The sequence below is a fragment of the Brasilonema bromeliae SPC951 genome (assembly GCF_012912135.1).
GTDB lineage: Bacteria > Cyanobacteriota > Cyanobacteriia > Cyanobacteriales > Nostocaceae > Brasilonema > Brasilonema bromeliae.
In genome coordinates this window covers 19,201-45,074 of sequence record NZ_QMEB01000002.1, presented here as the reverse complement: position 1 = coordinate 45,074, position 25,874 = coordinate 19,201, and the positions used below count along the sequence as shown (strand labels likewise).

22 protein-coding genes, 1 pseudogene and 1 riboswitch are annotated in these 25,874 nt (G+C 42.1%); of the genes and pseudogenes, 13 read left to right on the top strand and 10 right to left on the bottom strand.

Annotated elements, in window-relative coordinates; translation table 11 throughout:
* Nucleotides 1-68: 68 nt before the first annotated feature.
* Genes csx10 through DP116_RS00545 form a run of 8 tightly spaced genes read left to right on the top strand, consistent with a single transcriptional unit; the run spans nucleotide 69 to nucleotide 6,855 of the window.
* A complete protein-coding gene (gene csx10, locus DP116_RS00580; RefSeq protein ID WP_169153305.1) occupies nucleotides 69-1,451 on the top strand; it encodes a type III-D CRISPR-associated RAMP protein Csx10 in 1,383 nt (460 codons plus the stop codon).
* Nucleotides 1,448-2,095, top strand: coding sequence for a TIGR02710 family CRISPR-associated CARF protein (locus DP116_RS00575; protein ID WP_169153304.1), 648 nt, complete (start codon nucleotides 1,448-1,450; stop codon nucleotides 2,093-2,095). Before csx10 ends, DP116_RS00575 begins: the two co-directional genes overlap by 4 nt.
* Nucleotides 2,096-2,100: 5 nt before the next feature.
* Entirely contained in the window at nucleotides 2,101-3,003 is a 903-nt protein-coding gene (csx7, locus tag DP116_RS00570; RefSeq protein WP_169153303.1) for a type III CRISPR-associated RAMP protein Csx7, read from the top strand.
* 2 nt (nucleotides 3,004-3,005) lie between these two features.
* On the top strand, nucleotides 3,006-3,626 hold the full coding sequence (locus tag DP116_RS00565) for a hypothetical protein (protein ID WP_169153301.1): 621 nt from the start codon (nucleotides 3,006-3,008) through the stop codon (nucleotides 3,624-3,626).
* 31 nt (nucleotides 3,627-3,657) lie between these two features.
* A complete protein-coding gene (locus DP116_RS00560) occupies nucleotides 3,658-4,623 on the top strand; it encodes an RAMP superfamily CRISPR-associated protein (protein WP_169153300.1) in 966 nt (321 codons plus the stop codon).
* Nucleotides 4,620-5,147: a hypothetical protein gene (locus DP116_RS00555; protein WP_169153299.1), complete on the top strand. Its 528-nt coding sequence runs from the start codon at nucleotides 4,620-4,622 to the stop codon at nucleotides 5,145-5,147. Before DP116_RS00560 ends, DP116_RS00555 begins: the two co-directional genes overlap by 4 nt.
* Nucleotides 5,144-6,208 carry an RAMP superfamily CRISPR-associated protein gene (locus DP116_RS00550; RefSeq protein ID WP_169153298.1) on the top strand — a complete coding sequence of 355 codons (1,065 nt, stop codon included), beginning with the start codon at nucleotides 5,144-5,146 and terminating at the stop codon, nucleotides 6,206-6,208. Before DP116_RS00555 ends, DP116_RS00550 begins: the two co-directional genes overlap by 4 nt.
* A gap of 2 nt (nucleotides 6,209-6,210) precedes the next feature.
* The gene (locus tag DP116_RS00545) at nucleotides 6,211-6,855 is read left to right on the top strand and encodes a hypothetical protein (protein ID WP_169153297.1); all 645 of its coding nucleotides are present in this window, start codon (nucleotides 6,211-6,213) and stop codon (nucleotides 6,853-6,855) included.
* Nucleotides 6,856-6,904: 49 nt separating this feature from the next.
* On the opposite strand, the gene cas6 is transcribed toward DP116_RS00545, so the two are convergent.
* From cas6 to DP116_RS00525, 4 genes and pseudogenes are all read right to left on the bottom strand, one after another.
* Nucleotides 6,905-8,017, bottom strand: a complete 1,113-nt coding sequence (gene cas6 / locus DP116_RS00540; protein ID WP_169153296.1) for a CRISPR-associated endoribonuclease Cas6 — start codon at nucleotides 8,015-8,017, stop codon at nucleotides 6,905-6,907.
* A gap of 259 nt (nucleotides 8,018-8,276) precedes the next feature.
* Nucleotides 8,277-9,206 carry a Tll0287-like domain-containing protein gene (locus tag DP116_RS00535; RefSeq protein WP_169153295.1) on the bottom strand — a complete coding sequence of 310 codons (930 nt, stop codon included), beginning with the start codon at nucleotides 9,204-9,206 and terminating at the stop codon, nucleotides 8,277-8,279.
* Between the two features lie 427 nt (nucleotides 9,207-9,633).
* Nucleotides 9,634-10,725: an anthranilate phosphoribosyltransferase gene (gene trpD, locus DP116_RS00530; RefSeq protein ID WP_169153294.1), complete on the bottom strand. Its 1,092-nt coding sequence runs from the start codon at nucleotides 10,723-10,725 to the stop codon at nucleotides 9,634-9,636.
* A gap of 194 nt (nucleotides 10,726-10,919) precedes the next feature.
* Nucleotides 10,920-11,297 (bottom strand): annotated as a pseudogene (locus DP116_RS00525) (cation:proton antiporter domain-containing protein); the annotation flags it as partial.
* 199 nt (nucleotides 11,298-11,496) lie between these two features.
* Nucleotides 11,497-11,620, top strand: a riboswitch (cyclic di-AMP (ydaO/yuaA leader).
* A 266-nt stretch (nucleotides 11,621-11,886) separates the two neighbouring features.
* On the opposite strand from DP116_RS00525, the gene DP116_RS00520 reads away from it, so the two are divergent.
* From DP116_RS00520 to DP116_RS00500, 5 genes are all read left to right on the top strand, one after another.
* Nucleotides 11,887-12,135 (top strand): hypothetical protein, encoded by a 249-nt coding sequence (locus DP116_RS00520; RefSeq protein ID WP_048870345.1) that lies wholly within the window; start codon nucleotides 11,887-11,889, stop codon nucleotides 12,133-12,135.
* Between the two features lie 25 nt (nucleotides 12,136-12,160).
* Nucleotides 12,161-13,459: an SLC5/6 family protein gene (locus DP116_RS00515; protein ID WP_169153293.1), complete on the top strand. Its 1,299-nt coding sequence runs from the start codon at nucleotides 12,161-12,163 to the stop codon at nucleotides 13,457-13,459.
* 275 nt (nucleotides 13,460-13,734) lie between these two features.
* Complete coding sequence (locus tag DP116_RS00510; RefSeq protein ID WP_343038219.1) at nucleotides 13,735-16,257, top strand: glycogen/starch/alpha-glucan phosphorylase; 2,523 nt, start codon at nucleotides 13,735-13,737, stop codon at nucleotides 16,255-16,257.
* A 224-nt stretch (nucleotides 16,258-16,481) separates the two neighbouring features.
* Nucleotides 16,482-16,721 (top strand): hypothetical protein, encoded by a 240-nt coding sequence (locus tag DP116_RS00505; RefSeq protein WP_169153292.1) that lies wholly within the window; start codon nucleotides 16,482-16,484, stop codon nucleotides 16,719-16,721.
* A gap of 346 nt (nucleotides 16,722-17,067) precedes the next feature.
* Nucleotides 17,068-18,363 (top strand): HhoA/HhoB/HtrA family serine endopeptidase, encoded by a 1,296-nt coding sequence (locus tag DP116_RS00500; protein ID WP_169153291.1) that lies wholly within the window; start codon nucleotides 17,068-17,070, stop codon nucleotides 18,361-18,363.
* Between the two features lie 186 nt (nucleotides 18,364-18,549).
* Here DP116_RS00500 and DP116_RS00495 read toward each other — a convergent pair whose 3' ends face one another.
* The 6 genes from DP116_RS00495 to tnpA all read right to left on the bottom strand — a co-directional run bounded on the left by DP116_RS00495 (nucleotide 18,550) and on the right by tnpA (nucleotide 25,873).
* Nucleotides 18,550-19,644, bottom strand: coding sequence for a hypothetical protein (locus DP116_RS00495; RefSeq protein ID WP_169153290.1), 1,095 nt, complete (start codon nucleotides 19,642-19,644; stop codon nucleotides 18,550-18,552).
* Nucleotides 19,645-19,655: 11 nt separating this feature from the next.
* Nucleotides 19,656-19,901: a hypothetical protein gene (locus DP116_RS28880; protein WP_071654235.1), complete on the bottom strand. Its 246-nt coding sequence runs from the start codon at nucleotides 19,899-19,901 to the stop codon at nucleotides 19,656-19,658.
* An 865-nt stretch (nucleotides 19,902-20,766) separates the two neighbouring features.
* On the bottom strand, nucleotides 20,767-20,988 hold the full coding sequence (locus DP116_RS00490) for a zinc ribbon domain-containing protein (protein ID WP_339381524.1): 222 nt from the start codon (nucleotides 20,986-20,988) through the stop codon (nucleotides 20,767-20,769).
* A 226-nt stretch (nucleotides 20,989-21,214) separates the two neighbouring features.
* Nucleotides 21,215-24,163 (bottom strand): methyl-accepting chemotaxis protein, encoded by a 2,949-nt coding sequence (locus DP116_RS00485; RefSeq protein WP_169153289.1) that lies wholly within the window; start codon nucleotides 24,161-24,163, stop codon nucleotides 21,215-21,217.
* A 458-nt stretch (nucleotides 24,164-24,621) separates the two neighbouring features.
* Nucleotides 24,622-25,497, bottom strand: a complete 876-nt coding sequence (gene drmB, locus DP116_RS00480; RefSeq protein WP_211172994.1) for a DUF1998 domain-containing protein — start codon at nucleotides 25,495-25,497, stop codon at nucleotides 24,622-24,624.
* The gene (tnpA, locus tag DP116_RS00475; RefSeq protein WP_169153288.1) at nucleotides 25,469-25,873 is read right to left on the bottom strand and encodes an IS200/IS605 family transposase; all 405 of its coding nucleotides are present in this window, start codon (nucleotides 25,871-25,873) and stop codon (nucleotides 25,469-25,471) included. Before tnpA ends, drmB begins: the two co-directional genes overlap by 29 nt.
* Nucleotide 25,874: the final 1 nt, after the last annotated feature.

The following is a 25,874-nucleotide window of genomic DNA, read 5'->3' as shown; positions in this document are numbered from 1 at the left end:
TGGAAAGAACTTGAAACATTTTCAAAAGATGATTCAGTCTGGGAGAAACTATTACCGGAGGCTAAGTCATGAAGCGGATTAAATTAGAAATTACCACTTTGTCTCCGTTAGCGATCGCCGGAAAAAAACCTGGTTCAGTGAGTGAAGCGGAGGATCATATTCCTGGTTCAGTGATTCGAGGAGCGATCGCATCCCAAATTCTACAACTATCCAATCAGCAAACACCACGGATAGCAGAACAAAATTTCACAGCAGGCGGTGGTGACTTTGAAGCATTGTTCTTGGGTGATGAACCTGCCATTTTTCAAAATGCTTATCCAGCCGTCGCTAAAATAGCTGATGAATCTAATTCTACTAAAAAGAAGCCAGACTTAATTTCTCAGGTTGTGACTGATGAAGTCATGGTTCTACCTGCAACAGCCGTTAGTTCTAAAACAAACTCAGGTTTTAAACCCAAAGGTAACGGAGTTTTTGATACTCTGATTGACCGCTTCTGTGCAGATGCATATAATTTTCCTTACGACCCTAGCGATCCAAAATCTCTGGAAGAAAAAACAGATGCACGGGTTGAACCTTTTGGTGGCTTCTACAGCAAAACTAACGATAGTGAAATTCTATATAAATATCGTAGTCATTCTACTACAACTCGCTTCCTAACAAGGGTGGGAATTAACCGCCGACGCGCCACATCTGAGGATGATATTCTCTACAGCATTGAAGTTTTAAACGAGTCATTTTTAGAAAATCCCCAAGCACGTTTTAAAAACTGGCGTCCTGTTATTTTCCGAAGTTCAGTTTTAGTTAAAGACGCAGAATTAGCCAAGTCTCTAGAAAATTTCATCAATCAAAATTCTCATTTCTTTCGTTTAGGTGGTGCGACTTCACGAGGTCTAGGGAAGGTTATCATCAAAGCAGAAGTTGAAGATGCTTCAGCAGATGTCGAAGCTAGAATCACTGAATTTAAAAATAAACTTCAGCAACGCTGGGAACTTTGGTCAGTTTTTGGTAAGCCAGAAAAGAACTTGTTAGAAAACCGTACCTATTTTACCCTTGACCTGCAAGCCGATGCAATTCTCACAGAAAACTGGCGACACACCACAGTGATTTCACCACAAATGCTATGCCAAGCTGTGGAATTAAATGATGAATTTTCCCAACTTAGTAAAGAAGAACAGGAGGATTTTCTTAAATTGGAAGTCGCGTACAGCAGCTATAACTATCGTTCTGGCTGGAATGCAGCTTGGGGGTTAATGAAAGATATAGAATTAGTCACCAATCGAGCTGCTGTATATTTATTTAGTACAAAGGAACCAGGTTTATGGATGGAGAAATTAAAGGAGTTGGAATGGAAAGGAGTAGGCGATCGCACTTCTGAAGGCTTCGGTCAAGTACAAATTTGCAACCCATTTCATCTAGTATTGAGAGATGAGCTAATAGAGGATACTGTATGAGTTTATCTATAGAATCAAAAACAGAGTTACAAATTCAAAAAGGAATACGTCAAGCTGAAGATGAGCTAGTAATCTGGATTCAAGTTATTAATAGTAGAGGACAGATAGATAGAAATTTTGATTCCAGTAACGGTACACAAGGACACGGTTATGAAATTGTTCAAGACTTACTACGAAATGCTGAAAGACGTGCTGCTCAAGAACGTTCGGATGATGCTGTAGGAAGACTTTACAGAGCTTTAGAATTATTAGCTCAGATTCGTCTGTTGAAATCTTATGGTATTAGAACAGGTGATGTGAATCCTCAGCAACTTCCAGAATATCTGCAAGATGAATATGAGAAAAAACGTTCTCCTGTTAAGGGATTGATTCAACTTTCTTTGAGAAGTAGTTATGAGCTTTTAAATCAACTTCCTAATGACCCTATAGGACAGTTTTATCAGGAAAGCGCAAACAAAATTATTAATGCCCTAGAAGTTCGTAATAACTCACTCTTTGCTCATGGATTTCAACCGATTACTAGTAATAATTATCAGAAAGTAAGCGAAGTGTTTGTCAATTTTATTCAATCTGCTCTTACAGCTGTTATTCCACCTAAATTACAATTACAGCCACCACAATTTCCCAATCATTTAGAAATTTAAACACTATGTTCGAAATTTTTAAAAACCGCCTAAAAATCACAGGCACACTAACTACAATAACAGCACTACGTATTAGTGCAGGACGTTCTACTGAACCCATTGGTTCTGATTTACCTGTCATTAAAGATGCTTTAGGTAGACCATTAATACCAGGTTCTAGCTTCAAGGGTGCAATGCGATCGCGCTTGGAAAGTTTCCTCCGTGGTATCAACCCAAATTTTGCCGCTAATCCTGCTATCGAAGCAGAATGGTCAATCACAAACGAACGTCTCAATGGTAAGAATGGTATCAAAGAAGAAGTCGAAGAAGAACTGAAGCAATACCCAGAGAAAGAACGCAACGCGAAAAGAGATGAACTACTGACAAAAAAGATTATCGATGAAACTGATTTAGCTTCTCACCTTTTTGGTTCTCCCTGGCTCGCCAGCAAATTCCAAGTCCGAGATTTAACCATAGTACCTGATACCTGGTTTGGACAATATCAAGAAAGAGATGGTGTCGCCATAGATAGAGATACAGAAACAGCCGCAGAGGGAAAACTCTATGATTTCCAAGTCGTTCCTGCTGGGACACAGTTTGAGTTTCAGGCTGTGGTAGAGAATGCTGAAGAATGGGAATTAGGATTGTTGATGATTGGTTTGCACCAGTTTCAAACAGAACAGATACCTTTAGGTGGTGGGCGATCGCGCGGGTTGGGTGTTGTTAAACTGGACATTAACGAGATGCTTTGGTTTGACTATCCCGAAGACCAACCGCAGTTATTACTAGATTATCTCAAAAAATTGGTTATGGGAGATAAGAAAGCTTATGAAGATGCACGGGATTTTAAAGACCATTGGGTACAAAAGTTAATTGAACATCTTGAAAGTAAAGCATCTCATAAAAATAACACTGAAGCGAAGAGGTAAATATGGCTTTTAGTAGCTACAAAACTATTGGTGAAGTTCTCAAAGCATTTCAAGTTATCTACACCGAAGCTAATTTCGTAGGCGAAGTTGAATTTAAGATACCTGATTACTTCCGAGAAGACTTAGAAACCATGATGCGGGATGGTGTTGTTGATAGTTCAGAGTTTGCTATTTGTGAAAATCTGATTTATCCAGTCCTCAAAGAGATTTGGAAATGCTACCGTAGTAAGTTCATTTTATGGAGTCATCATTCACTCAACTATGACGAAAAACTATCAGGTTTTCCTGAGTATATTTTAGCGAAACGTTCTCCTTTAGGAAAAGTTGTTTTTGACAAACCATACTTCATCTTGGTAGAAGCCAAGCAAGATAACTTTGAAGCAGGATGGGCGCAATGTTTAGCAGAAATGATAGCAGCACAGCGGCTTAATGACGAATTTCAAATAACTATATTTGGAATTGTATCTAATGGTGATCGTTGGCAATTCGGGAAGCTAGAAGCAGAAGTGTTTACGAGAAACATCACGTTTTACACAATTCAAGAAATAGATAAACTCTTTGCTGTCGTCAATTATGTCTTTCAACAGTGTGAATTGCAGCTAAACAATCTGGTAGCTGCTTAAGATTCCAGATTATTACCAACTAAATTTCGTCATGCATAAAAGATTTGTAAACCACTGTACGATTGATATAACCCTAATTCCTGATGATCCAATTCTCATCAAATCTGGTAAAGAAGGTGCAGATCCAACTAAGCCGGATATGGAATTTGTGGAAACTTATCATGCTGGAGGACGTTCTATATATTTGCCAGGAAGCAGTTTAAAAGGAGCAATTCGCGCTCATGCAGAACGAATTGTTAGGACGGTAGGTAAAGACAAGCGCGATTCTGATAACTGGAATCTGCTTTGGGCGAATGACCCATTAAATGATAAATACGATTATCTCAAAAGTAAAGATGGTAAAGACTTACCTGCACCGGAGATTTACAAACTCTCTTCTTTTACAGACCAAATGTTTGGCAATACTTCCATCGCCAGCCGAGTCAGAATAGAAGATGCTTATCCTGATAAATCTCAACCTCTCAAAATTGAAGAACGTAATGGGGTAGCAATTGACCGAGTCTTTGGTTCTGTCGCAGTCGGTCCATTCAATTATCAAGTTTGCACTGCTGGTGAATTCCATACCAAAATTCATTTGAAAAACTTCACTCTTGCACAGTTAGGTTTAATTGGTTTAGTGTTGCGAGATTTAGATGATGGTTGGTTTGGTTTGGGTTTCGCTAAATCTCGCGGATTGGGTACAGTACAGGTGAAATTAAATAAAGCCGTTGTACAATATCCTGGATGTATTTTATCGGAAGATAAACAACAAATTTGCGCTTTGGGTAGTGAGAAAAAATGGTCTAAGACTTTCCTCTTAGGTGCTGGAGAATTTTTAGAACTTCAAGAAGCACAATTATATGGCTTCCCTACACAAGATCGTCAAGATACCCCAGCTACAGCACAAGAAATGGATTTGGGTTTTGGAGTGCAACTCACCTGGCGAGAAGGTACAGTCAAAGATTTGTTTGAGCGTTCTGTTAGGTCTTGGAGTCATTTACTGATGGGGGCAAAATGAAACCTTTTGTTGGTTATAAGAAAGAACTTTTCTCAGTACCTCAACTGCTAGAATTCATTCCAAAATTCATAAGTGAACCTAGCTATTATTTCTTACGTTGGACTCATGAAGTCAGTGGAATTGTAGAAAAACCACCCACAAATGATGACTTTCCCATGATTGAGGGGCAAATGTTTAATCATAAGTGTGAACTGCGGTGGAAGTACAAGCGCCAAAATACTTATGAGGTGTTGCTGCTAACTATTGCTGACAATCATGATGAGTTTATCCCAGTCAAAGAAACAATTAACAAAGAAGAAAAAGAACCTTGGCGGATAGAACCTAATAATCCTCCTTATGGATATCCCGCTTATGCGTATCGTCCGGATGAGACTCGTTTTCCCAAAAAGCTAATTTTCCCTGAGAGTTTGGATATTCGACAAGAAGAAAACAATAAGCCAAAATTAGCTCAACGTTATTTTATTGATAATGAAACCTCAACTGTGCAATTTATCGCTTTGACTGTGGAGGTAGCGCTACCATGACTGGAAATCGTCCGCAACGACCTCAACAACCAAACAGATCTAACCGTCCTAGCAGTACTAGTTCATCAAATCCTGAACTTGCACCGAAACCTTATGAATTCGTCTCTTTTCCCAAGGAACGTCCTAACCTACAGCGTCCTGTTGGACATCATAAATATTTGAGCGATCGCCTACACGGTACTTTACATCTTACCCTAAAAGTCCAGACATCTCTCCACGTCTCCACAGGAGTCGTTGTCATGGGTAGCGATATTGGCAGTCGCATTCCTCTCATTAAAACAATGATACAAGGTGTTGACCAAAAGCTTACAATTGGTGGCAGTTCCCTCAAAGGCTGCATCCGGTCTGTTTATGAAGCGATTACTAACAGTACTCTAGCAGTTGTTACTCCCAAGTATAAAAGTCAAATACCTACCGAACGCCTACCTTGTCGCAACAAAGAAGAACTTTGTCCAGCCAGTCGGGTTTTTGGTGCGTTAGATTGGCAGGGGTTGCTTGATTTCAACGATGCTAAGTGTGAAAGCACGGGCTTTTCCACCGGATTTATGCCTTCCTTATATCGTCCTCGTCCAGATGAAAGCAGCGCATACTTTATTCAAGGCAGAGTTGCAGGTCGGAAGTTTTACTACCATACTATCAGGGCAATTGATAAAGGTCAAAATGCAGGCATTCCTGTACAGCAAGCCCCAAGAGAGTATACTTTCACAACCCAGTTGCACTTCAAGAATTTACTACCAGAAGAGTTAGGAACTTTGTTCATTGTCTTAGGACAAGACCCCAAAAATCCTATTGCTTTAAAAGTGGGAGGCGGGAAACCCATTGGTATGGGAACAATGACAGTCACTGTGGAAAAAATCTTACAAGCACAAAACCTGAAACAGCGTTACTCGTCTTATAACCTCAATGATTCTGACGAGATGACAGGAGAAAAACTAAAAAAATTTATACAAGAAAAGATTCAAACAGCCCACTCGCGTTTGATTCAGAAACCCCAACTAGAGGAACTTACAGCCGTACTACGCTATCCAACCGACCGCGAACCGCCATCAGGAATGTACTAATTATGACTATGGTTGAATTTTCCTCGGAATCTTTGACGGATGCAGAGTGGGATATTGCTCATGCTATCGCTCAAACCCTAGTAAAAGAAAATACAGATATTAACGAATTGGGGAAAGCAGTTGCTTATCTGCGTACTGTTGTTAACAAACCAGATGCAACTTCTCGGTTTTTCAAGTATTTAAAAACCTTGGTGAGTAATGGTAGAGTTATTGGACACAGTGGCAGAACTTCAGATTATTACCGCAGCATCGAGAAAGCTTGTAGTGATTCTCTCAAAAGTGTTGGAAATGCTTACACAATACTGCAAATTTTAGGCTGGGTCTCTCGGCTGATGCGTTACTACAAAGATGCTGGTGTACCCATTGGAGAAATTGCAATTAACACCCCGTCCCCTGTAGAGTCATCCCGTCAAGCAGAAATTGCCAAAGTCGTTCAATCCCAAGACTTTCAGGTTGACCAAATATTAGAGGCAAAAGTCATCAAAATCAATGGTAATAAGGTCACTTATGAGATTTTGGGAGCAATTAAGTTAACTGAGAAGGAACCGAAAAAAGCTAGTGTTCTTCAGGAAGGACAGACAGTGAAGGTGAAAATTGTGTCTATGAAGGAAGATGGGAGTATTAAAAGTGTCAAGTATTGTGATTAAGAAAGATATGAAGACAAAGCCTTTTAGTGAATTGCGAAATCAAATGAAACTACCCTGATTTTAAAGCCCGACGACTTAACTTAGCATAAGTCTTCACCGTTTCATAAGGCATCTCCAAATCTTGGGCGATCGCCTGCAACGACTCCCCCATTTCCCGCCGCGCCAAAATAGTCGCCCATTTTGATGCTATTTCTTCTGCGCGATCGCCTCCAGTCCGCTTACGCTGTGACTTAAAGATATCTGTCAGTTCCTCAATACGTCTTGCCAACAAGCTTTGCACATCAGGTACTTCTGGTGCTGCTTGCGACGACCAACCCAACCGTGTTTGACCCAATCCAAACGTCGTTTTATGACCAGTACCGCAGTAAGGTGCAAACTTACCCAAAGCATAAAATAGCTTGCAAAAGTCTGGTTGTCTGGAAGCTTCTTTGGTCAAAGCAAATTCTATTGTTCCTGTAAATCCCGTTACCGCACCTTTCTTACCAGCTAGGACTTTCATAGATGTCAGTTGGTGACGAGTAATCAAAACGTTTTCATCCACCCAAGCCAAAAACGCCTCCTGATCAACAAACATCCCAGAAAAGTCATTCCAACGACGCAGGTAACTGTGAAAAACATTCGTTGGCATTGGTAAGGGGAAATGATGACCTTTGCGACGGAAACTGGTCGGGCTGAGAAATTTTAAGGTAACAGTTTCTCCATGTTCAGAGTTTAGCAGTTGAGTATAAGTCGTGGGAGCATGAGCAATATTGCAAGAACGAATCTGTAAGGATGCATTCCGCAAGTTAAGTTCTTTTGGTAGATTTTGCACCCACTGTTCCATCCATTGTGAGACTCGACTCGACAACACTGTGACATACCAGTAGTAAGAGTTGTTGGCGCTTAGTTGCACTAGCCTACCACTGCTGACTAATTCTCCATCTAATGCAGAAATCGTAAACGGCTTTTCTGACTCGCCATCATGGAGGTACCCAGAGAGTTCTGGATCATAAGAACGCACTTGGTCAAGAAACCAAGCGTGCAGTCCAATGGTGTACTGAGGGTAAATAGAAGCATCTGCTTGTGTGACGAACTCAAATACTAACCCGACGAGTTCCGTTTCTGATGACCAGTTTAAGTTAGATTTGTAGTCAATTGTTTTGTTTTGTAATTTGCGAGCCATTATAAATTTTTATAGCGATTCTCGTTTGAATCAAATATACAACGGTGTGTAGAGACCGTATAGTACGGTCTCTACTGTATTGCACGCAATTTCAAACCGCTATAATTCTCAACAATCAGTAAACATATATAGGACTCCTCCGCAGATTTTTGCTTAGCTAGGTACACCTTTATTCCCTGTTCCTTGTTCCCTGTTCCCTGTTCCCTGTTCCCTCTCTCTACGAGTGATTCAGCTAATCAAATCGGATTGCTATAGTTCACTAATTTCCTCCACGGTACCGTTCAAAACTCCTGATTGCCATAACTAAACTTATCTTCATGCGTGTAAAAGCTTCCACCAAACTGCCGACTTCATCGTTACCCACTTTTTCAAACTCTGCATCCATATCACCAGTACTCACAGCTTCTGCAACACGGACGACACGCTTAATGGGTTGTACAACATATCGCTTTAGCCAGAAGTTAGCGACGTATATGGCGATCGCAAAAATTATAGTCACAATTCCCATCACCAATAAAAACGATTGATTCGCTTTCTGGAAAACTTGACTAGCAGGAATAGACACTATCTGAACGCCATTAATCAGATTTAATTTCCACCCAAATCCATGTTCTGTTCCATAAATCTGAATCATCTTCTTAGGCGCAACATCTGGTGTGCTGTGACATCTCAAGCAACTAGATTCAGTTATGGCTAAAGGACGCGCAATGTAATAAAACTGTTCTTGATCAAAAGAACGGAATCCTGACAAAAATTTTAGATTTTTCTCCTTACGGAATTTTTGTATAAGTTCTGTCTCAACGCTATCAGCTTTATCCCGAGGATTTGTCGGATTCAGCATCGCCTCCTTATAGAAAAAATCTTTATAGGCATCGTCCTCATTTCGTAGCTTTTCAAAAACTTTCCGTGCTGAGTAAGCAGGGATAGTCTGTGCTGCAAATTCATCCTTTCCTAAGCGTGCTTCCAACTCGGGATTGACTTCATCATTTGTGTAAGAACGCACAGAGTTTATAGTCTTGAACAGCAATTTACCATTTGAACTCACTTCATCTTGAGCTTTGTAATTTAAGATCCCAGACAAAGCTATACCACTCAGAGTAATTCCTGCAATAAATATAACGAGCAGTAATACAGTTAGCTTTTTGCCTAATGGAAAATTGTTAAAATTCCAGGAAAATTGTTTCAGCATATTTCTTGAAAACCATTAATATAAATCAAGCGTATTTACTTAGGCTTTCGGGATACAAAGTATTGCGCCCAGAAAGACTCCTTTAATTCCAATAGATGCTTAAATCATTTAAAAAGCAATGCTTTTTGTAACAATAATAAAATTCCTTTCTATCTGGTAGTTCATTTCATTAACGTTCCTTGTTATAAATTTTATGGAATTTATTCTATATCTATTCCTCAACAGCCGTTTGAATTTTTACGGAAATTTGGAATGATTTACGAGCAATTACGTAAGATTTATAAATTTTTATGACTTTTTATAACAACCAATAAGTTGCATGGTCAAAGGTGGTATTGATTGCAGTGATAGCTTTATCCGAATTAGGCGTGTAGAGACGTTGCACTGCGACGTCTCTACAAATGTTATCGTTCTTGCAGATTATCTTTCACTTAAGAAATTGAGCAAGCTGTTCCAACTTCTTCCAAGCAAGTCCACTTTGGAGAATTTCCTTGGCAACAATAACAGCTTGAGAAAAAGTTTGATACTCATCTCCTTGATCTGGTACTACTTCGCCCACATACAGCGCAAACGCTGCATTGAGAGCAACCACATCTTGCTGTGGCCCAGTCCCTTTACCTTGAAGAACAGCTTTGAGAATTTCTGCATTCTCTTCGACATCCCCACCCCGTAGTTCACTAATGGGAGCGGGGTTTAAGCCTAACTCTTGTGGAGAAAGTTCGAGCAGGTGTATTTGTTGATTTGACAACACAGCCAAGTCAGTTTTATCTCCCAACCCTGCTTCGTCTAATTTTTCGCGTCCGTGAAGTGTAATTGCTCGGCGAGTCCCTAGTTGATTTAGAACTTTAGCAAAAGTTTCTACCAAAGCCGGAGAGTTGACACCAATAACCTGTCCTGTTGGTTTTAAGGGGTTGATTAATGGACCTAACAGATTAAAAACTGTGCGTACTTTCAGAGTTTTTCGCAAAGGAGCGATAACTTTGAGAGCAGGATGCCAATCAGGTGCAAACAAGAAAGTCATGCCAACTGCGCTCACAGCTTCTTGAGTTTTCTCCAGACTTGCTTTAAGATTAACACCCAAAGCTTCTAACACGTCTGCTGATCCAGTTTTTCCAGATGCTGAACGATTACCATGCTTAGCCACTTTTACCCCAGCAGCCGCAGTCACAAAAGCAACAGCAGTGGAAATATTAAATGTTGATGCTCCATCTCCCCCAGTACCACAAGTATCAACAAGTGGTGAGGTGCCAACAATGGAATCTCGTTGCGTTGGTTTGTTAGATTGGGAATATAGAACCTCAACCATGCCAAGTAACTCTTCGGCAGACACTCCCTTGGCTTGAATCGCTGCTAAAATAGCACCCGATAACACAGGGGGAATGGCTTCTTTGAGCCAACCAGACATTAAGTTAGAAGCTTGAGATACCGAAAGTGATTGACGCTCTAACAGTTGCTGCAACAAGGCAGACCAATTAGAGGAGTCTTGATCTAATGGATTGTCAACATTAGCTGTTATCATAACTTCGATAGATACAACTCTTTTATGACCGTTATGTTACGTCGGAGTATGTCTTTACCGTAAGGATTTTATCAGAAACAAACGTCTCTTAGATATCTCGAATATTCTAAATGTAGAAGAATTTACCTGTCTTTTTCAAATCTTCTCCTAATAAACACAGGGAACAGGGAACAGGGAACAGGGAACAGGGAACAGGGAAATGGTGTTTCTTTTGCTTGTAGAAGATTGCTTAACTGACTCAAAGACAAGATTGCAGCTGCCCGAATCAAAATCATTACCCCCACTGTCACTGCAATGATTGTTAAGTTTTCCTCCAAACTGGCAAACCGTATCTGATCGCCAATCAAGAGAAAGACAAATGAGTGAACAAAAAACGTCAGAAACTCCCAGAACTCAATAACGATAACTCAAGTACGCGGGTTCATGCCCATACGTGAACCAAAATGGCGCAAAATCAACCTTGTAATCACAACCCCAATGACTCCAGAACCATCCAACTCTTCAACAATAAGATATGTAGCGTAGGTAGGAACCAAAGTTAAAGATTGTTCCACAAGTGGTAAATCGAACCGTAATGACTTCTTCACCAATTACCGAAGCATCCACCATAAGAGCATTCTTAATACAATTCACCGTAAATATTAACCAGATAAGTTGTTAAATAGCACTCGTCCTGAGGTGAGACCAAAAGAAGGATTGACTGTTTGGACGTTTCAGTATAGTTTTAGTTAATGTATGGGTAAAACTTGCCTAATTCAATCCAGTCTAGTTGTTGAAAAACTTCTAACCTGGGTTAGAAGCGGAGGAACCAATGTATTGGGGCGAATCTTGAATGGAGAGACACCTTCCAGTCTTAGCCCGTCAGCTAACTCCGTCGGCATTGGAAGGAGTACCTGTGACATCAGCTGATTTCAAGCCGTTGTCCCTAGGTTCTCCTAACTAGAATAGCTGTCACTACTGGCAGTGTAGACATAAGAGGCTGTTGATTTCGTTTAGGGAATATCCTGTATCTTTTGTCAATTCAAAAGTCAAAAAACATCACAATTGTGTGCATCTCTATTTTTGCAATTCCCTCTACTCAAAAGAATCAGCATCCTTTCCCGTAATGGTTGAAAATCAATTTGAACGAGTCGCAGCAATTCTTAGAATTCAGGAGAAAATATGCCAATCAAAAATCAGACATCATTATATACTGATGAAGTCAACTTCTTTCCAGATCATCAGTTCAGGTTAATTGGAGAGTGTGCAGGAAAAAAACTTTTATTGATTGGTAGAACCAAAGCATACAATGACCCTATTGTGGCAACAAGTCAAACTGACGAGCCAAGTCAGGAAGATTTATATGCTTATGATCTCTACGAGTTAATGAAGTTTAGCCACGAACCAGTTAAAATTCACGGGGAAATTTAAAAAAATTTGTGGAGCAGATGCCAATATGGCTTTTGACCGCAGACTGGATACTTTTTCACTAGCAGCCTTGCTGGTATCCGCGCATTACGGTTTGGGGTTTCTTTTGGGAACCGCTGAGAAATCCCTAACTTTAGGGGCTGCTGGCAGTCTCTATACTGTCTCCCTTGGCTTGGGTACAATAGCTCTTTTAGGACTGGCAAAATTTTACTGGAAACGAGCAGAGCCAATTTGGACATTGCTAGGTTCTGCCTACGGAGATGGGGTAAAAGTTTTTGTGAGCCTAATGTCCTGGTCATCGCTGATTGGCATTGAAGCTGTTCAGTTGATTTCTGGAGCATTTATCCTCAAGGTCTTCGGAATAGCTACTCTCCCGACGATGGTTGTTTTGGCTATCCTGTTTGCAATCATTTCCCTACTCCCAATGGAAAAAGCAGGCTGGATATTGCGAGGGTTACTGATTCTGAATTTTTTGGCTTTGGTTTATGGATTGTGGGTGTTACATGGTTTTGGTGATTATGTGCGATCGCCCATAGAATTTGCTAGCTCACTCAAACATATGAGTTTGCCAACTATAGTGGGCATCTCATTGTCTACAATTCTGCTGGTACCTATAGATATGAAGTATCAGCAGTTTCTTCTCCAAGCAAAAGATGTAAACAGTCTGTATCAAGGGTGTACTTTGGCCGCAATTTTGCTACTACTGCTTGCTTTTTTACCTTCAACAGTTGTTGTAGCGGCACATAACGCAGGAATTTTCCCTGCTGGCATTGATGGTAAAGAAACTCTCCCATTTATCCTAGCCTGGGTTGGCGGTGGTACCGACAAGCCTTTGGGTATTGCTCTGATTATATCTTTACTGGTTCCAGCGCTGGGTATTGGCAGCAGCATATTGCGAGTGCAAAGCAAGACTATTTTGGACTTCAACATTCTGCCTGCATCTGTTTGGAGTCGGCTACTCGTCACTGCTGCAAATGCTCTGTTTGGTCTTGCCGTTGCTTTGAAAGGTGGGGAAATTGTTAATTTAATTGTGTATTTTTATGCAGCATATGTAGGAGGGGTGTTTGCTCCTTTTGTTGCTTTTTTGCTCGCTCAAACGGGACGCTATAACTTCTCAAAAACAAGTGTCAAGCTGTCTTTAATGACAAGTAGTTTTTCGTCTATTTCATTGCTCCTGATAACACTTATAAATCCTGCTTTTTTAGGATTTGGTAGCGTTGAATTGAACATCATGGGAATAGGAATTCTGAGTGGGGTCTTGTTTTTGTTAATTGGGGAGATATTACAAAAGTACTTCCTAATATCCAAGGTTAGAGAAGAAGCTTAAAACAAAATTTCTAAGAATGCTGTCACTCATAAAATTTCATTGAAAACAATTTGACACTTCGTTGCGCTATTGTTTCCTTGGTTAGAGGTAAAAAATCTATCCGTTCTTCTAAAGTTGCAGTGGTAACTTCACCTCGTCACGACTCTTTGGAAATTGTAACCATGAATAATGGCAACGGCTTAAAAAAACACAATGGCAAGCACATTCCTCATTGGAAAAAGCACATTTGTCGTACAGAACACGCCGCCATCCAAGTGGAGGACGATCGCACGGGAATGGACGTCGAAACCCTCAAACGTGCTTTCTTTGATAACCTCTATTACATTCAGGCAAAAGATAAAGGTTGGGCAACAGCACACGACTACTATATGGCACTGGCGTATACTGTACGCGATCGCCTGCTGCACCGTTGGCTTAAGACTGTCGAGCAAACCTACTTTAAAAAGGATGTCAAAGTCGTTTGCTACCTGTCTGCAGAATACCTTATTGGACGACAACTAGGCAAAAACTTGACAAATATTGGACTTCATGATGTTGCCCGTCAAGTAGTGCAAGAGTCAGGGTATGATTTGTATGACTTAATGGAACAGGAAGATGAACCAGGATTAGGCAACGGTGGTTTAGGACGACTAGCCGCTTGCTTTCTAGATTCCCTCTCGACTTTGGAAATTCCTGCCATTGGCTACGGTATTCGCTACGAATACGGCATCTTTCAGCAAGTGATTCGCGATGGTACTCAAGTGGAAGTTCCAGATCGCTGGCTACGTTTTGGAAACCCTTGGGAAATTCCTCGTCCCGATTACACTATGGAAGTTAAATTTGGTGGACACACCGAAGCTTTCACAGATGAGCAGGGACGCTACCAAGTGCGTTGGATTCCAGAAAGAACTGTCTTAGGGACACCATACGACACACCAATGGTCGGTTACAACTCCAACACTGTGAACACTCTGCGTTTGTGGAGTGCCAAAGCGAGTGATGAATTTAACTTGCAGATTTTCAACAGTGGAGACTTTGCCAATGCCGTTGCTGATAAAGTCTTCTCTGAAAATATTACCAAAGTTCTCTATCCCAACGACAATAATTACCAAGGTCGAGAACTGCGTTTACAGCAGCAATACTTCTTTGTTTCCTGTTCTCTGCAAGATATCATCCGCAACTTCCTGCAACACGACGACAACTTTGACAATTTCCCCAATAAATTTGCCCTGCAAATTAATGACACCCACCCTACCATTGGTGTAGCCGAACTCATGCGGCTATTGGTAGACGAACACCAGCTAGGATGGGATAAAGCTTGGGACATCACCCAAAAAACCTTTGGTTTTACCAATCATACATTGCTGTCTGAAGCTTTGGAACGTTGGTCTTTAAGCATTTTTGGCAGACTTCTACCTCGACACTTGGAGATTATTTTTGAGATTAACCAGCGTTTCTTGGACGAAGTTCGTGCTAAATATCCTCAAGACATTGAAAAAGTTGCCCGACTGTCGCTGATTGAAGAAGGTGCAGACAAACGGGTAAGAATGGCTCATCTTGCTTGTGTGGGTAGTCATGCTATTAACGGTGTCGCAGCATTACACACCGAACTACTGACACATGACTTGTTTCGAGACTTCTACGAATTGTTTCCCGAAAAATTCAGTAACAAAACCAATGGAGTCACCCCGCGTCGTTGGATTTTGGTCGCCAACTCCAAACTAGCCCTCCACATAACAAATAAAATCGGTAAGGGTTGGATTAAAAATTTGGAAGAACTCAAGCAGTTAGAAGCTTTTGTGGACGACCAAGAATTTCGTGATCAATGGCGACAAATTAAGCAGGAGAATAAACAGGACTTAGCAGAGTACATTTTGCAAACGAATGGTATTCATGTTGATCCCAATTCTCTGTTTGATATACAGGTGAAGCGACTGCACGAGTATAAGCGTCAGCTTTTGAATTTGCTGCACGTAATTACACTTTATAACCAAATCAAACAGAATCCTCATGCGGATGTTGTACCGCGAACTGTGATTTTTGCTGGTAAGGCTGCACCTGGTTATGCAATGGCAAAGTTGATTATTCAGTTGATCAACTCAGTAGCGGATGTGGTGAATAATGATCCGGATGTAGGCGTTCGCGGTAGCGTGCCGGAGGCATCTCGCCTCAAAGTCGTTTTCTTAGCAAACTACAATGTAGCGTTAGCACAGCGCATCTATCCAGCGGCTGACGTTTCGGAACAAATCTCGACTGCTGGTAAGGAAGCCTCTGGTACGAGCAACATGAAGTTTGCCATGAATGGGGCATTGACGATTGGTACACTGGATGGGGCGAATATAGAAATTCGCGATCGCGTCGGACACGAAAACTTCTTCCTCTTTGGACTGACGACTGAACAAGTTTCACAAATGAAAGCTCAAGGCTACCATCCGTGGGATTATTACAACAGTAATCCTCAACTCAAACAAGCAATTGACCAGATTGCATCCGGTTACTTCTCCAAAGGTGACAGGGATTTATTCAAACCACTGGTAGAATCTCTCAAAAACCGGGATGACTATTTACTGTTTGCTGATTACCAGTCCTACATTGAGTGTCAACAACAGGTGAGTGAGGCATATCGCAATCAAGACAAGTGGTTGAGGATGTCAATTCTCAACGCAGCGCGCACGGGCTACTTTTCCTCAGACCGGACAATTCGCGAGTACGCCCGAGATATTTGGCACGTTCAGCCCGTACCTGTCATCTTAGAAGATGATCAACAAGAGAATGCAGCTATAAAACATCGCAGCACAACCAGCATTAATAGTCAATAATGAGTGATTCGTAATTCGTATTTACCAACGTAATTACGAATTACGAAGTCAAGGTTAAGAATAAGAAAGGTTGTCCTGATGAAGATGGTTTCAAATCACTTTTGATATTTGAATACCGGAAATATCTTCCTTAAGGGTACGTCTGTTGCTAGAGGGAATAGCATCAGCCCAAGTTTTAACTTGTATAAGTAGTCAGTTTATGCAAGTTTAACAAAGAGGCAAAAATGACTCAGGAACCACGCAAGCCCATTAATTTATCAGTTCATGAAAGCGCTGATCCAAGTGTAATTAACCCTAATCCAGATAAAGAAGCTTCTGGAAATAAGAATGACTTGAATGACTTGAATGACTCTGTTCATGATGAAGAAAACGTAGATGTTCCCATTCCGGGGACTTTTGATGATGCTGACGACTCTAATCCTGTGGATCGTCAGCTCGGTATTATAAGCCGAACCGCTGGATAAGCTGACTTTACTAGGGTAGGGGAAAATAATAAATAGATCTAAGCCATCTACACCCTACCCTAACCTGAGCGCGCTGTTTTCCTCTTGGGATAGTTGCTGCTTACAGCTTCTACCCCCGAGACCACTTGGATCCAAAGCCCCGTTCTTAAGAACGAGCGATAGTGACGGGTTTTAAATCCCCTCACATAACCACCCTGTTCCCTATTCCCTGTTGCCTGTTCCCTTTTAACAATACTAATTATTCTTTAATAATAGCTTTCTTATTATAGATGACAAGAAGCTTGAGTTGGTATAAGCATAGAAAAAGAGGGATTTTCTGTTTGACATATTCGATAAACACAGTCTAATGAAAAGAATACGCTCAAAGAAGAATCAAAATTTGATCAATCTAAAGATAGATGCACTAGATAAAAAAATAAATCAACTCGGCAAAATCTCTGAAAAAAAATCGTTAACTCACTTATTCCTACCACTTATTGGAGTAGGAATAGCATTTTTGAGTGGCTGCTCAATAAACTCATCGAGAAACGTGCAACCTTCACGGGAGACTAATACTGCTAATGCTCAACCAGTCCAACAGTCTGCTACTCCAAATAACCGTCCTCTGACACCAACTCCAGAGGATAATAACTTTGTAGTTGCTGTGGTAAATAAGGTTGAACCTGCGGTAGTGCAAATTAATACTTCCAGAACTGTCAGAAGCCAAGTCCCAGAGATCTTAAATGACCCATTCTATCAACGGTTTTTTGGTCGGCAGATACCAGCACAGCCTCAAGAGAAAGTGGTGCGTGGTGTTGGTTCTGGTTTTGTGATTAATGCTAATGGACAGATTCTCACAAATGCTCACGTTGTCAATGATGCTGATACAGTATCGGTATCATTGTCCGACGGTCGTACTGTTGAAGGAAAAGTCTTGGGACAAGACAAATTGACTGATATTGCGGTTGTGCAAGTTCCAGTAAATAACCTCCCAACTGTAGAACTGGCAAAATCTCAGCAAGTTAAGCCAGGACAGTGGGCGATCGCAATTGGTAATCCCTTAGGTTTGCAAGAAACAGTAACAGTAGGCGTTGTTAGTGCAACGGATCGTTCTATTAGTGATATCGGTGCATCAAATAACCGGGTTGGTTATATTCAGACTGATGCAGCCATTAATCCTGGAAACTCCGGCGGACCACTGCTAAATGCTCGTGGTCAAGTTATTGGGATGAACACAGCTATTATCCAGGGCGCTCAAGGAATAGGCTTTGCGATTCCCATTGATACTGCTCAACGAATTGCCCAGCAATTAATTACTCAGGGTAAAGTTGAACATCCCTTCATAGGGATTCAGATGGTATCCCTCACACCTGAACTTAAGCAACGGATTAACAGCCTGTCAAATAGTAACGTCCGCGTGCAAGCAGACCAAGGTATTCTTATTGTCCGCGTTCTTCCTGGTTCTCCGGCTGACAAAGCCGGAATACGTCCAGGAGATGTCATCCAACAAATCAACAATCAATCTGTTACCACTGCGGATACAGTGCAGCAGATAATTGATAAAAGTGGCGTTGGGGCAAATGTGCAAATGCAACTGCAACGTAATGACACAACTGTGCAAGTCACAGTACAACCTGGACCTCGCCCAGTAAATGCGCAGTAGCTTTGCTGGATTTATGCTTTAGCCTCACTAGTTTTATCCAGAACATCAGCAATGCTTGCAGAAGTCATTCGGAGTCGCCCTGTATTTGTAACTCAGCTAAAAGAAGGTGAGTTGAAATTTGCGAATTTTGCATTTGCCATTCCACAGTGCAGGCTCCTTTTGACTTCTCAAGTTGCGACATGGGGGCTATTTTCTCCGGAATTTACTTAAATCCCAAGTATAATAACCAACTTTGTCAGGAACTCTAGAGAATCTTCCTATCCGATGACCTCTAGAAAGTTCATTATGCACTGCAGTTTTTATCTCTGTTAGTTGTTCAGCATTGAGTTCTCCATAAAGTCCTGTGATGACATCAGCTACGCTGAAGATTTTCCCGGAATTTTTCTGCAAGAGTATGCAGATGGCATCAATCAAAAACTTACCTTCATATTCAGGCAGCATTGATGCCCTTTTTGACTTAGGGAGTAGGAAGGGTTTCTTCTTTTGAGGTTTGATTGTCTTGGATTTGACCTTACCATTTGCTGGTGTTATCAAGCTTAAATCCAGGGTGTAACATCCTGGCTCATCGGGAACGGCTGCCCAGTAACTCTTTTCTTTGCCATGTGTCAGAGAGGACTGGATGCGACTTTTGACGATTTTGAACACACTTGGCTCTAAATCGCCAAAAAGTGAGCGCACAACGAAGTCTATATGACAGACACTTCCAGCATTCTCTCGCAATATTTTCTCTATCGCTTGCATTCGCGTGAGAACTTGGTACTGGGGCAGCATTGGAATATCCCCAGGCATAGAGTGATCGTTATTCTGAGTTGGTATCTCCTTTTGTGGGGATGGAGTGGGTGATGTAACTACTGTGTTTTCTTCGTCCGATGACTCCTCATCTAAATCTATCTGCTGGTCCTCATCGTCTGGGAGTTCTGAGTCGATAGCTTGTTGTTGTTCAACATCATCCAAATCTATCTGTTGGTCTTCATCGTCTTGGAGTTCTGAGTCGATAGCTTGTTGTTGTTCAACATCCGATTGATATTGAGTGGTTGACAGGGAGTCTTGCTGGCTAGGAGTGGGTGCAAAAGACAACATCTCAACGACAGCCCTTAGATTGTCGCGTTCATCGACACCAGACCAGTTGGATAACAAGGCTTCTACATGTACAAGTTGCGATCGCGCCGTTTGCCATAAACGTTCATACTCTTCAGTAAGAGCAGTATAGTAGTCCCGTAATTCCAAAAGTGGCTCCAGCAAGGTTTGGGGTGGTGGCTCTAGTTTTCCCTTGGTAGTCATATGGCGTCAACTCAATCCAAATCAGTTTTAGATTTATAGGTCATGGGTCTAGGTTTAGCCTTTTGAGGCTTCATTAACGATTTTTTGGGTGGTTGAGGAGGACGACATTGTTCACAATACAAAGGTCGAGATCCGTAAGTCTCGCGCTTCGCCGGAATACCGCATTCCTTACACAGAAAGTTGAAAACCCGGGTATGAATCAGTCGTTTATGTGCCTTAACAGTGTATTCTCTAACAGAGACTAATTTACTTGCCATAATCAGAATTTGTGAATTTTTGTCCGGTCAATATAGCTATTGGAGCAGAGGAACTTGCATAAATATGACGCAAACAGCACCTTTTTGCCACTCATTGACTTAAGCTTTGCTTTTTGTGCAACACCCGAGGCAAAACTCCGTTTCGTCAAGTCGAAAAGGCTTTCTCATCCTTTGTGAAGATGAGAAATGGGTTTATAATAAACACCCAAACACCTTTCTACGACCATATCCTATCCCTCACGCTAGCGCCAGTGTTGTCACTCTAGCACAGCATTTTGTACTGACTGTGCCAATATGAGGCAAACACTGGATACATTTTTTTGGAGAGTGCCATCGTTCTGCAAGATTGTCTTGAAGAGTTCTTTGAGGCACTCAGACAGAGTGTAGGAATCAATACTATGAAGTAACACAGGCTTTTAACTACAAAGAAGCAAAATTATCTACATATTTTAATTAAAGCATTGCAAATTCCCTGTTGGTTCATTTTAATATTCAGCATTTCAAACAAAAAAATAAGTTCTACAAATTTCAGATTTCCCCGGTTAATCTTTCGTGCCACTTGTAGCGTAGTTTATATACGCCGTCAATGCACCGATTAGCTCAACCATCACCGAATAATTTCTGCGGTATGTTTAAATCTGTCAAGCTTTGCATACATTGTTTTCAGACTTTTGCCAGATTTTTACTTTTCTCAGTGAACTACCCCGCCGTCGGGCGCGGACGGGGCTTCCAACTTCACGGAGGAATGCCCTCCGGGTATGCGCAAAGCGCACGCCTGAAGGCGAACGCCAGTCGCCTGGCTGTCGGGAAACCCTCCTGCAGCGCTGGTCTCACCTCATCTTAGGCTTACGCCCGCGAGTTGGTCTTACTTCCTCTCCATTGGCGGAGCGCCTCCCCCGTCCCAGAGGAGGACAGCATTCTGAAACATAGCTGCTCTAATATTCATTGCAGCATTACCATCTCTATCATGATGAGTACCACAACTTGGGCAAGTCCAAGTTCTTACATCTAACGACAACTCCGAAATTTGGTAATGACAATTAGAACAAAGTTTAGAGCTAGGGAACCATCGGTTTATTTCTATCAACGTCCCGCCATCTCGTTCTAGTTTGTAGGAAGGTTATTCCGGACAAGTTTGGAAATTATAGCGATTCTCATTTGAATCACATACATCACCACGAATAATGTGAAAGTGCATGCACTTTCACTACAGATATGTATTGCACCCAACACCACCAAGCGCTATAATAACCGTCTTGCACACCCAATAACGAATACGGTGAGGCAGCGCAATGAGTCCAACAGTGGGGTTCTCACTCAGCATCCTCCTGCAGATCTTGTGCGATTGTTAACAGCTTGTCTAAAGACTTAGCCACTGCCATGACTTGCTCTGAAGTCTTGCTGGCAATACTCGCAACTTCTAGAATAGATTGGCTTGCTGAGGTTGAAGTTTTTGCTTGGACTGGACCCGTGTGGACAAGCTCCTCGACCAGTTTTTTCATTTGGTCACTAATAATAACAATCTGATTGAACTTCTGCTGAGTTTCCTGCGCCAATCTAATCCCGGTCATTGCCTGTTCTGCCCCGTATTCCATAACAGGAATAACTTCATTGGCTTGTGTTTGAATTTCTGCAACGAGTGATTCTATTTCTACAATACTCGCGTCTAATTGATGCACTTGAGAAAGTGCTTCGTCAGCGAGCCAAGCAAATTGTTGACCAGCTTCTGGGGTTCGACTCGCTTCAAGTACTGTATTCATAGCTTGGAGCTTTATTTGAGATGCGATATTACTAATAAAGCTCACTATATGGGAAAGCTTTTGAAAAGGTTGGTCTAGACGCTCGACCTTCTCGGCAGCTTCCATAACTCTTACTTGGATATCACAGAAGTTTTCTAAAATTGGGTCTATGGACTCATGCCCATCCTGTACTATTTGACTGAGCTGCTGTTCTTGGAGTTCTGCTTGTTGGGCACAAATCACCATTATCATCGCCGAATCAACTAACGTTTTAATTTGATTGTAGGCACCTGTAAGGGACTCCACCTGGCTCTTCGCCTCACCTGAAAGGGTTTGGACAGCGGTGTCACTACCTCTGAGCAGTTCTAACACCTGACGCTGGAGTGCTTCTTTTTGTTCACGCTGCTCGTCAGAGGTCGCTTCAGCAGATTGGTACGCCTGCTCTACCCGGTATAGGAGTCTGGCATGGTCGAGAGCAAATCCGACCTGCGTAGCTATCTGAGCGAATAAATCAATTTCATATTGCTGCCAATCACGAGGTCCTGAGCACTGATGCGCTATCAATAAGCCAAATAGCTGGTCATCTTTGAGAATGGGCGCAACCAAATTTGCCTTGACAGCAAAGGGTTCGAGTTGACCAATGTAACAATCGCTCAATCCTGCTTCATAAATGTTATTGGTCGCTTGAACTCGACCTGCTTGGTACATTTCTACATAGCCTTCTGCAAAACAGGGGTCTTTGATTTTGGCTCGCAACGCTTTCGGAAAACCTGGAACAACTGATTCTGCAACCACAGTTCCATACCAGTCGCTGTCAAACCCATAAACAACCACTCGGTCAGCGCCCAGTGCTTTGCGAACTTCATTAACGGTGGTTTTGAGGACGTCTTCTTCGTTGAGCGATTCCCGAATGCGGCGGGTTATGTCCGTAAGTAATTGAGTTCGCACTCCTTCAGCATCGATTCGCTGAAGGAGTCTGGCATGGTCGAGAGCAAATCCTACTTGCGTAGCTATCTGGGTAAACAAATCAATTTCATATTGCTGCCAATCACGAGGTCCTGAGCACTGATGTGCAATTAATAAGCCAAATAGCTGGTCATCTTTGAGAATGGGCGCAACCAAATTTGCCCTGACAGCAAAGGGTTGGAGTTGACTAATGTGACAAGCGGTCAAACCTGCTTCATAAATGTTATTAGTGGCTTGAACTCGACCTGCTTGGTACTTTTCCACATAGCCCTCAGCAAAGCAGGGATCTTTGATTTTGGCTCGCAACGCTTTCGGAAAACCTGGAATCACTGATTCTGCAATCACTGTTCCATACCAGTTGCTGTCAAAGCCATAAACCAGCACTCGGTCAGCGCTCAGTGCTTTGCGGGTTTCTTCAACGGTGGCTTTTAGGACATCCTCTTCGTTGAGCGATTCTCGAATGCGGCGGGTTATATCTATAAATGCCTGAGCTTGATCGGCTTTTGTATCTATCCGTTCTAGCAGCTTAACATAGTCAAGAGCGAATCCCACTTGCGTAGCTATCTGAGCAAACAAATCAATTTCATACTGCTGCCAAATACGGGGTTCAAAGCACTGATGTGCAATCAATAAGCCGAATAACTGGTCGTTTTTGAGAATGGGCGCGATGAGATTGGACTTGACAGCAAATCGCTCTAGCAACCCAATATGACAATCAGTAAGATTAGCTTGATAAATATCATCAATAGCACGAACGCGACCATTTCGGTATTGTTCGACATACCCTCCGTTGAAACAGGGGTCTGAGATGGTAGTCCATAAGATTTTTGGCAAATCAGATGCCGCAGATTCTTCTACAAAAGTTCCATCCAAGTTAGAATCAAAACGAAAGATGACCACGCGGTCAATTCTTAGGGCTTTGCGAACTTCTTCAACAGTGGTTCTGAGGAGGTCTTCTTGAGTGAGCGATGTGCGAATACGGCGGCTAATGTTGTGAAACACCTGGGAGCATTCGGCTTCGGCTTCTTGTTTCCACAGTAAATCCGGAAGCTGTTCTTTGACGAAGTTGATGTTTGTCTCTAAGACAGCCAGTTCATCTTTGCTGACGGTGGAGGTGGGAGAATCCGCGCTTTCTCGACGTAACCTATTCACCATAGTGGTAGAGACTGCGGCAGCATTCAGGACTGGACGAATGGCGCGAATCCCTAAAATTGTAGCGATCGCAGCTGCCAACACTGCCGTCACCCCCGTTTCAATTAACAGGAGTGACAGTAGTTTGTTTAGTGCAAGTTCAGCTTTTGCCAGACCTGTGGTATCCGCAAGTCTAGCTTGAGAAATCTGTTTGGCAGTCAACTGGCTACCAAAGTAGTAAGTGGTTGTCCCTACTGTTAGCACGGGGACCATACTAACAAGCATAGCCCAAGCGATTGCCTTGGTCTTCAAACTCAATTCCTGTCGCCCCTGCTGAGGATGAGCAGACTCTTGAAGCCCTTTTGGCTGATTAATTGACTGATTCAATTGTTGCTCGGCTTGCTTTTGAGAAGAAGGCTGAGTCATAGACGAAATCTACTTTATGCTGCAAAAACTTATTGAGGACATAGGTGTTGGTTGCGATATTCAGTTCCTCAACTGGGGAGGTAGAGTCATGCACCTTTTGGATTGCTGCTGAGTCAAAGGTAGATTTTTACAGTTGCAACCTTCTGTTGACTTTATCTGGGGCTTTTGTGTAGGAGTGCGCGCTACCATAAGCATGGGTAAAATTTAGAGTTCGGTACAACAAGCGGCAAAGTAACCCTAAAAGCTTGACATGGTTTGCTTTTCACTCCTTAGGCCTTCTGCCTCTCCTCAAGGGTCTGATGCGCCGAGTTAAGAATTTGAATGTATTTAGTATTTGACGCTATCAGAGTATATTATATTATTGATTGATTCAAGTGAATGATAGAAATTTGTCAATTTTTGTCACTTTTTAAGGTGCAGCAAGTAGCTATACAAAACACTGCTTTTGGCGGTGCTAATTAACTAGTGACGAGATCATCGGGAAAAATATCATCTGGAAAGAATGCAGCGTCTAATTCTTCAACCGTGTCCACCACCAGCGCACGATCAAGAAATTGGTTGCGGCGTTCGCAGGATGTTTCAGCAATTAACAAACATCCGTGACATGCAGAACCGTGCAGAAAGCGTTCTTCGCGAGGGTTATCCGGTTCGTGTTGAGCGCAAACTGGGTCGTTTGAGCAAAGTCTTCCTAAGGCTAGGGCTTTTCCGAGATGGTAATCAATGTGTCTACCAACTTCTACTAAGCCGCCTAAAGTCCCTTCTGAACCCGAAGAACCGGTATAAAGTAAAATTCCATACCCATAATCGCTTGCATAAATGCGTTCACGGATGGCACTTGCAGCATAGCCGCATTCAAGAGACACTGCTGTAATCAATAAGTGAGATAGGGAGTGCAGCATGATGTATTTTACACCTGGAAATGCGGCTTTATCCCGAGGAATTCCCTTACTATCAAGCCATTTGAGAAAACCACGGTTTAAATCTTCGGCTCGCTTTTTCACCGTATCGCGCTTGAACCATTGGTCCATAACTTGCTTATGAAACGAGATAAAGACACCTTCGCCTTTATTCTCAATTGCAGGTATCCACTTCGTTTCAAAATCAAGGGCGGCGCGACGGACATTAATCGCTAATTCGTCGATTTCGCCTTCGATATTGGGCATTGCGGCTTCAAAGCGGGTAAAACCAGTTAGGGCTATGACTTCGCGCAGGCGATGGACTAGCACAACGCGATCAATATATGGTAGGAGTCCGCTAACTGGGTGGGGAATTGCCGCCAGTATAAAATTGAGCGGTAGCGAATCCTTAGTTTTCGGGAGACGATTGTTGCTCAACGTATCTCTTTAATTGCTCAATTGTGACACCACCGCAGCTGGCAACAAAATAAGAACCAGTCCAGAATACAGGTTTTTTGTCGAACTTGCTCAGATACTCACTATAATCCCTGCGAATTAATCGAGAAGAAACCGTCTTGAGATTGGCAATGAGTTTGCTCAGTTGCACGTGTGGCGGGTAACTGACAAGCAAGTGAACGTGGTCAGATTCCCCATTAAACTGCTTGAGGTTACATTCCCACTTATTGCAAGTCGAAGTAAATATCTGAGCTAATTTCTCAAGAATTTCTTTGTTGATGACTTTTCTGCGGTATTTGGTGACAAAAACAATATGAGCGGTAAGACTATAAACTGACCTAAAACCTTTTTGATACATG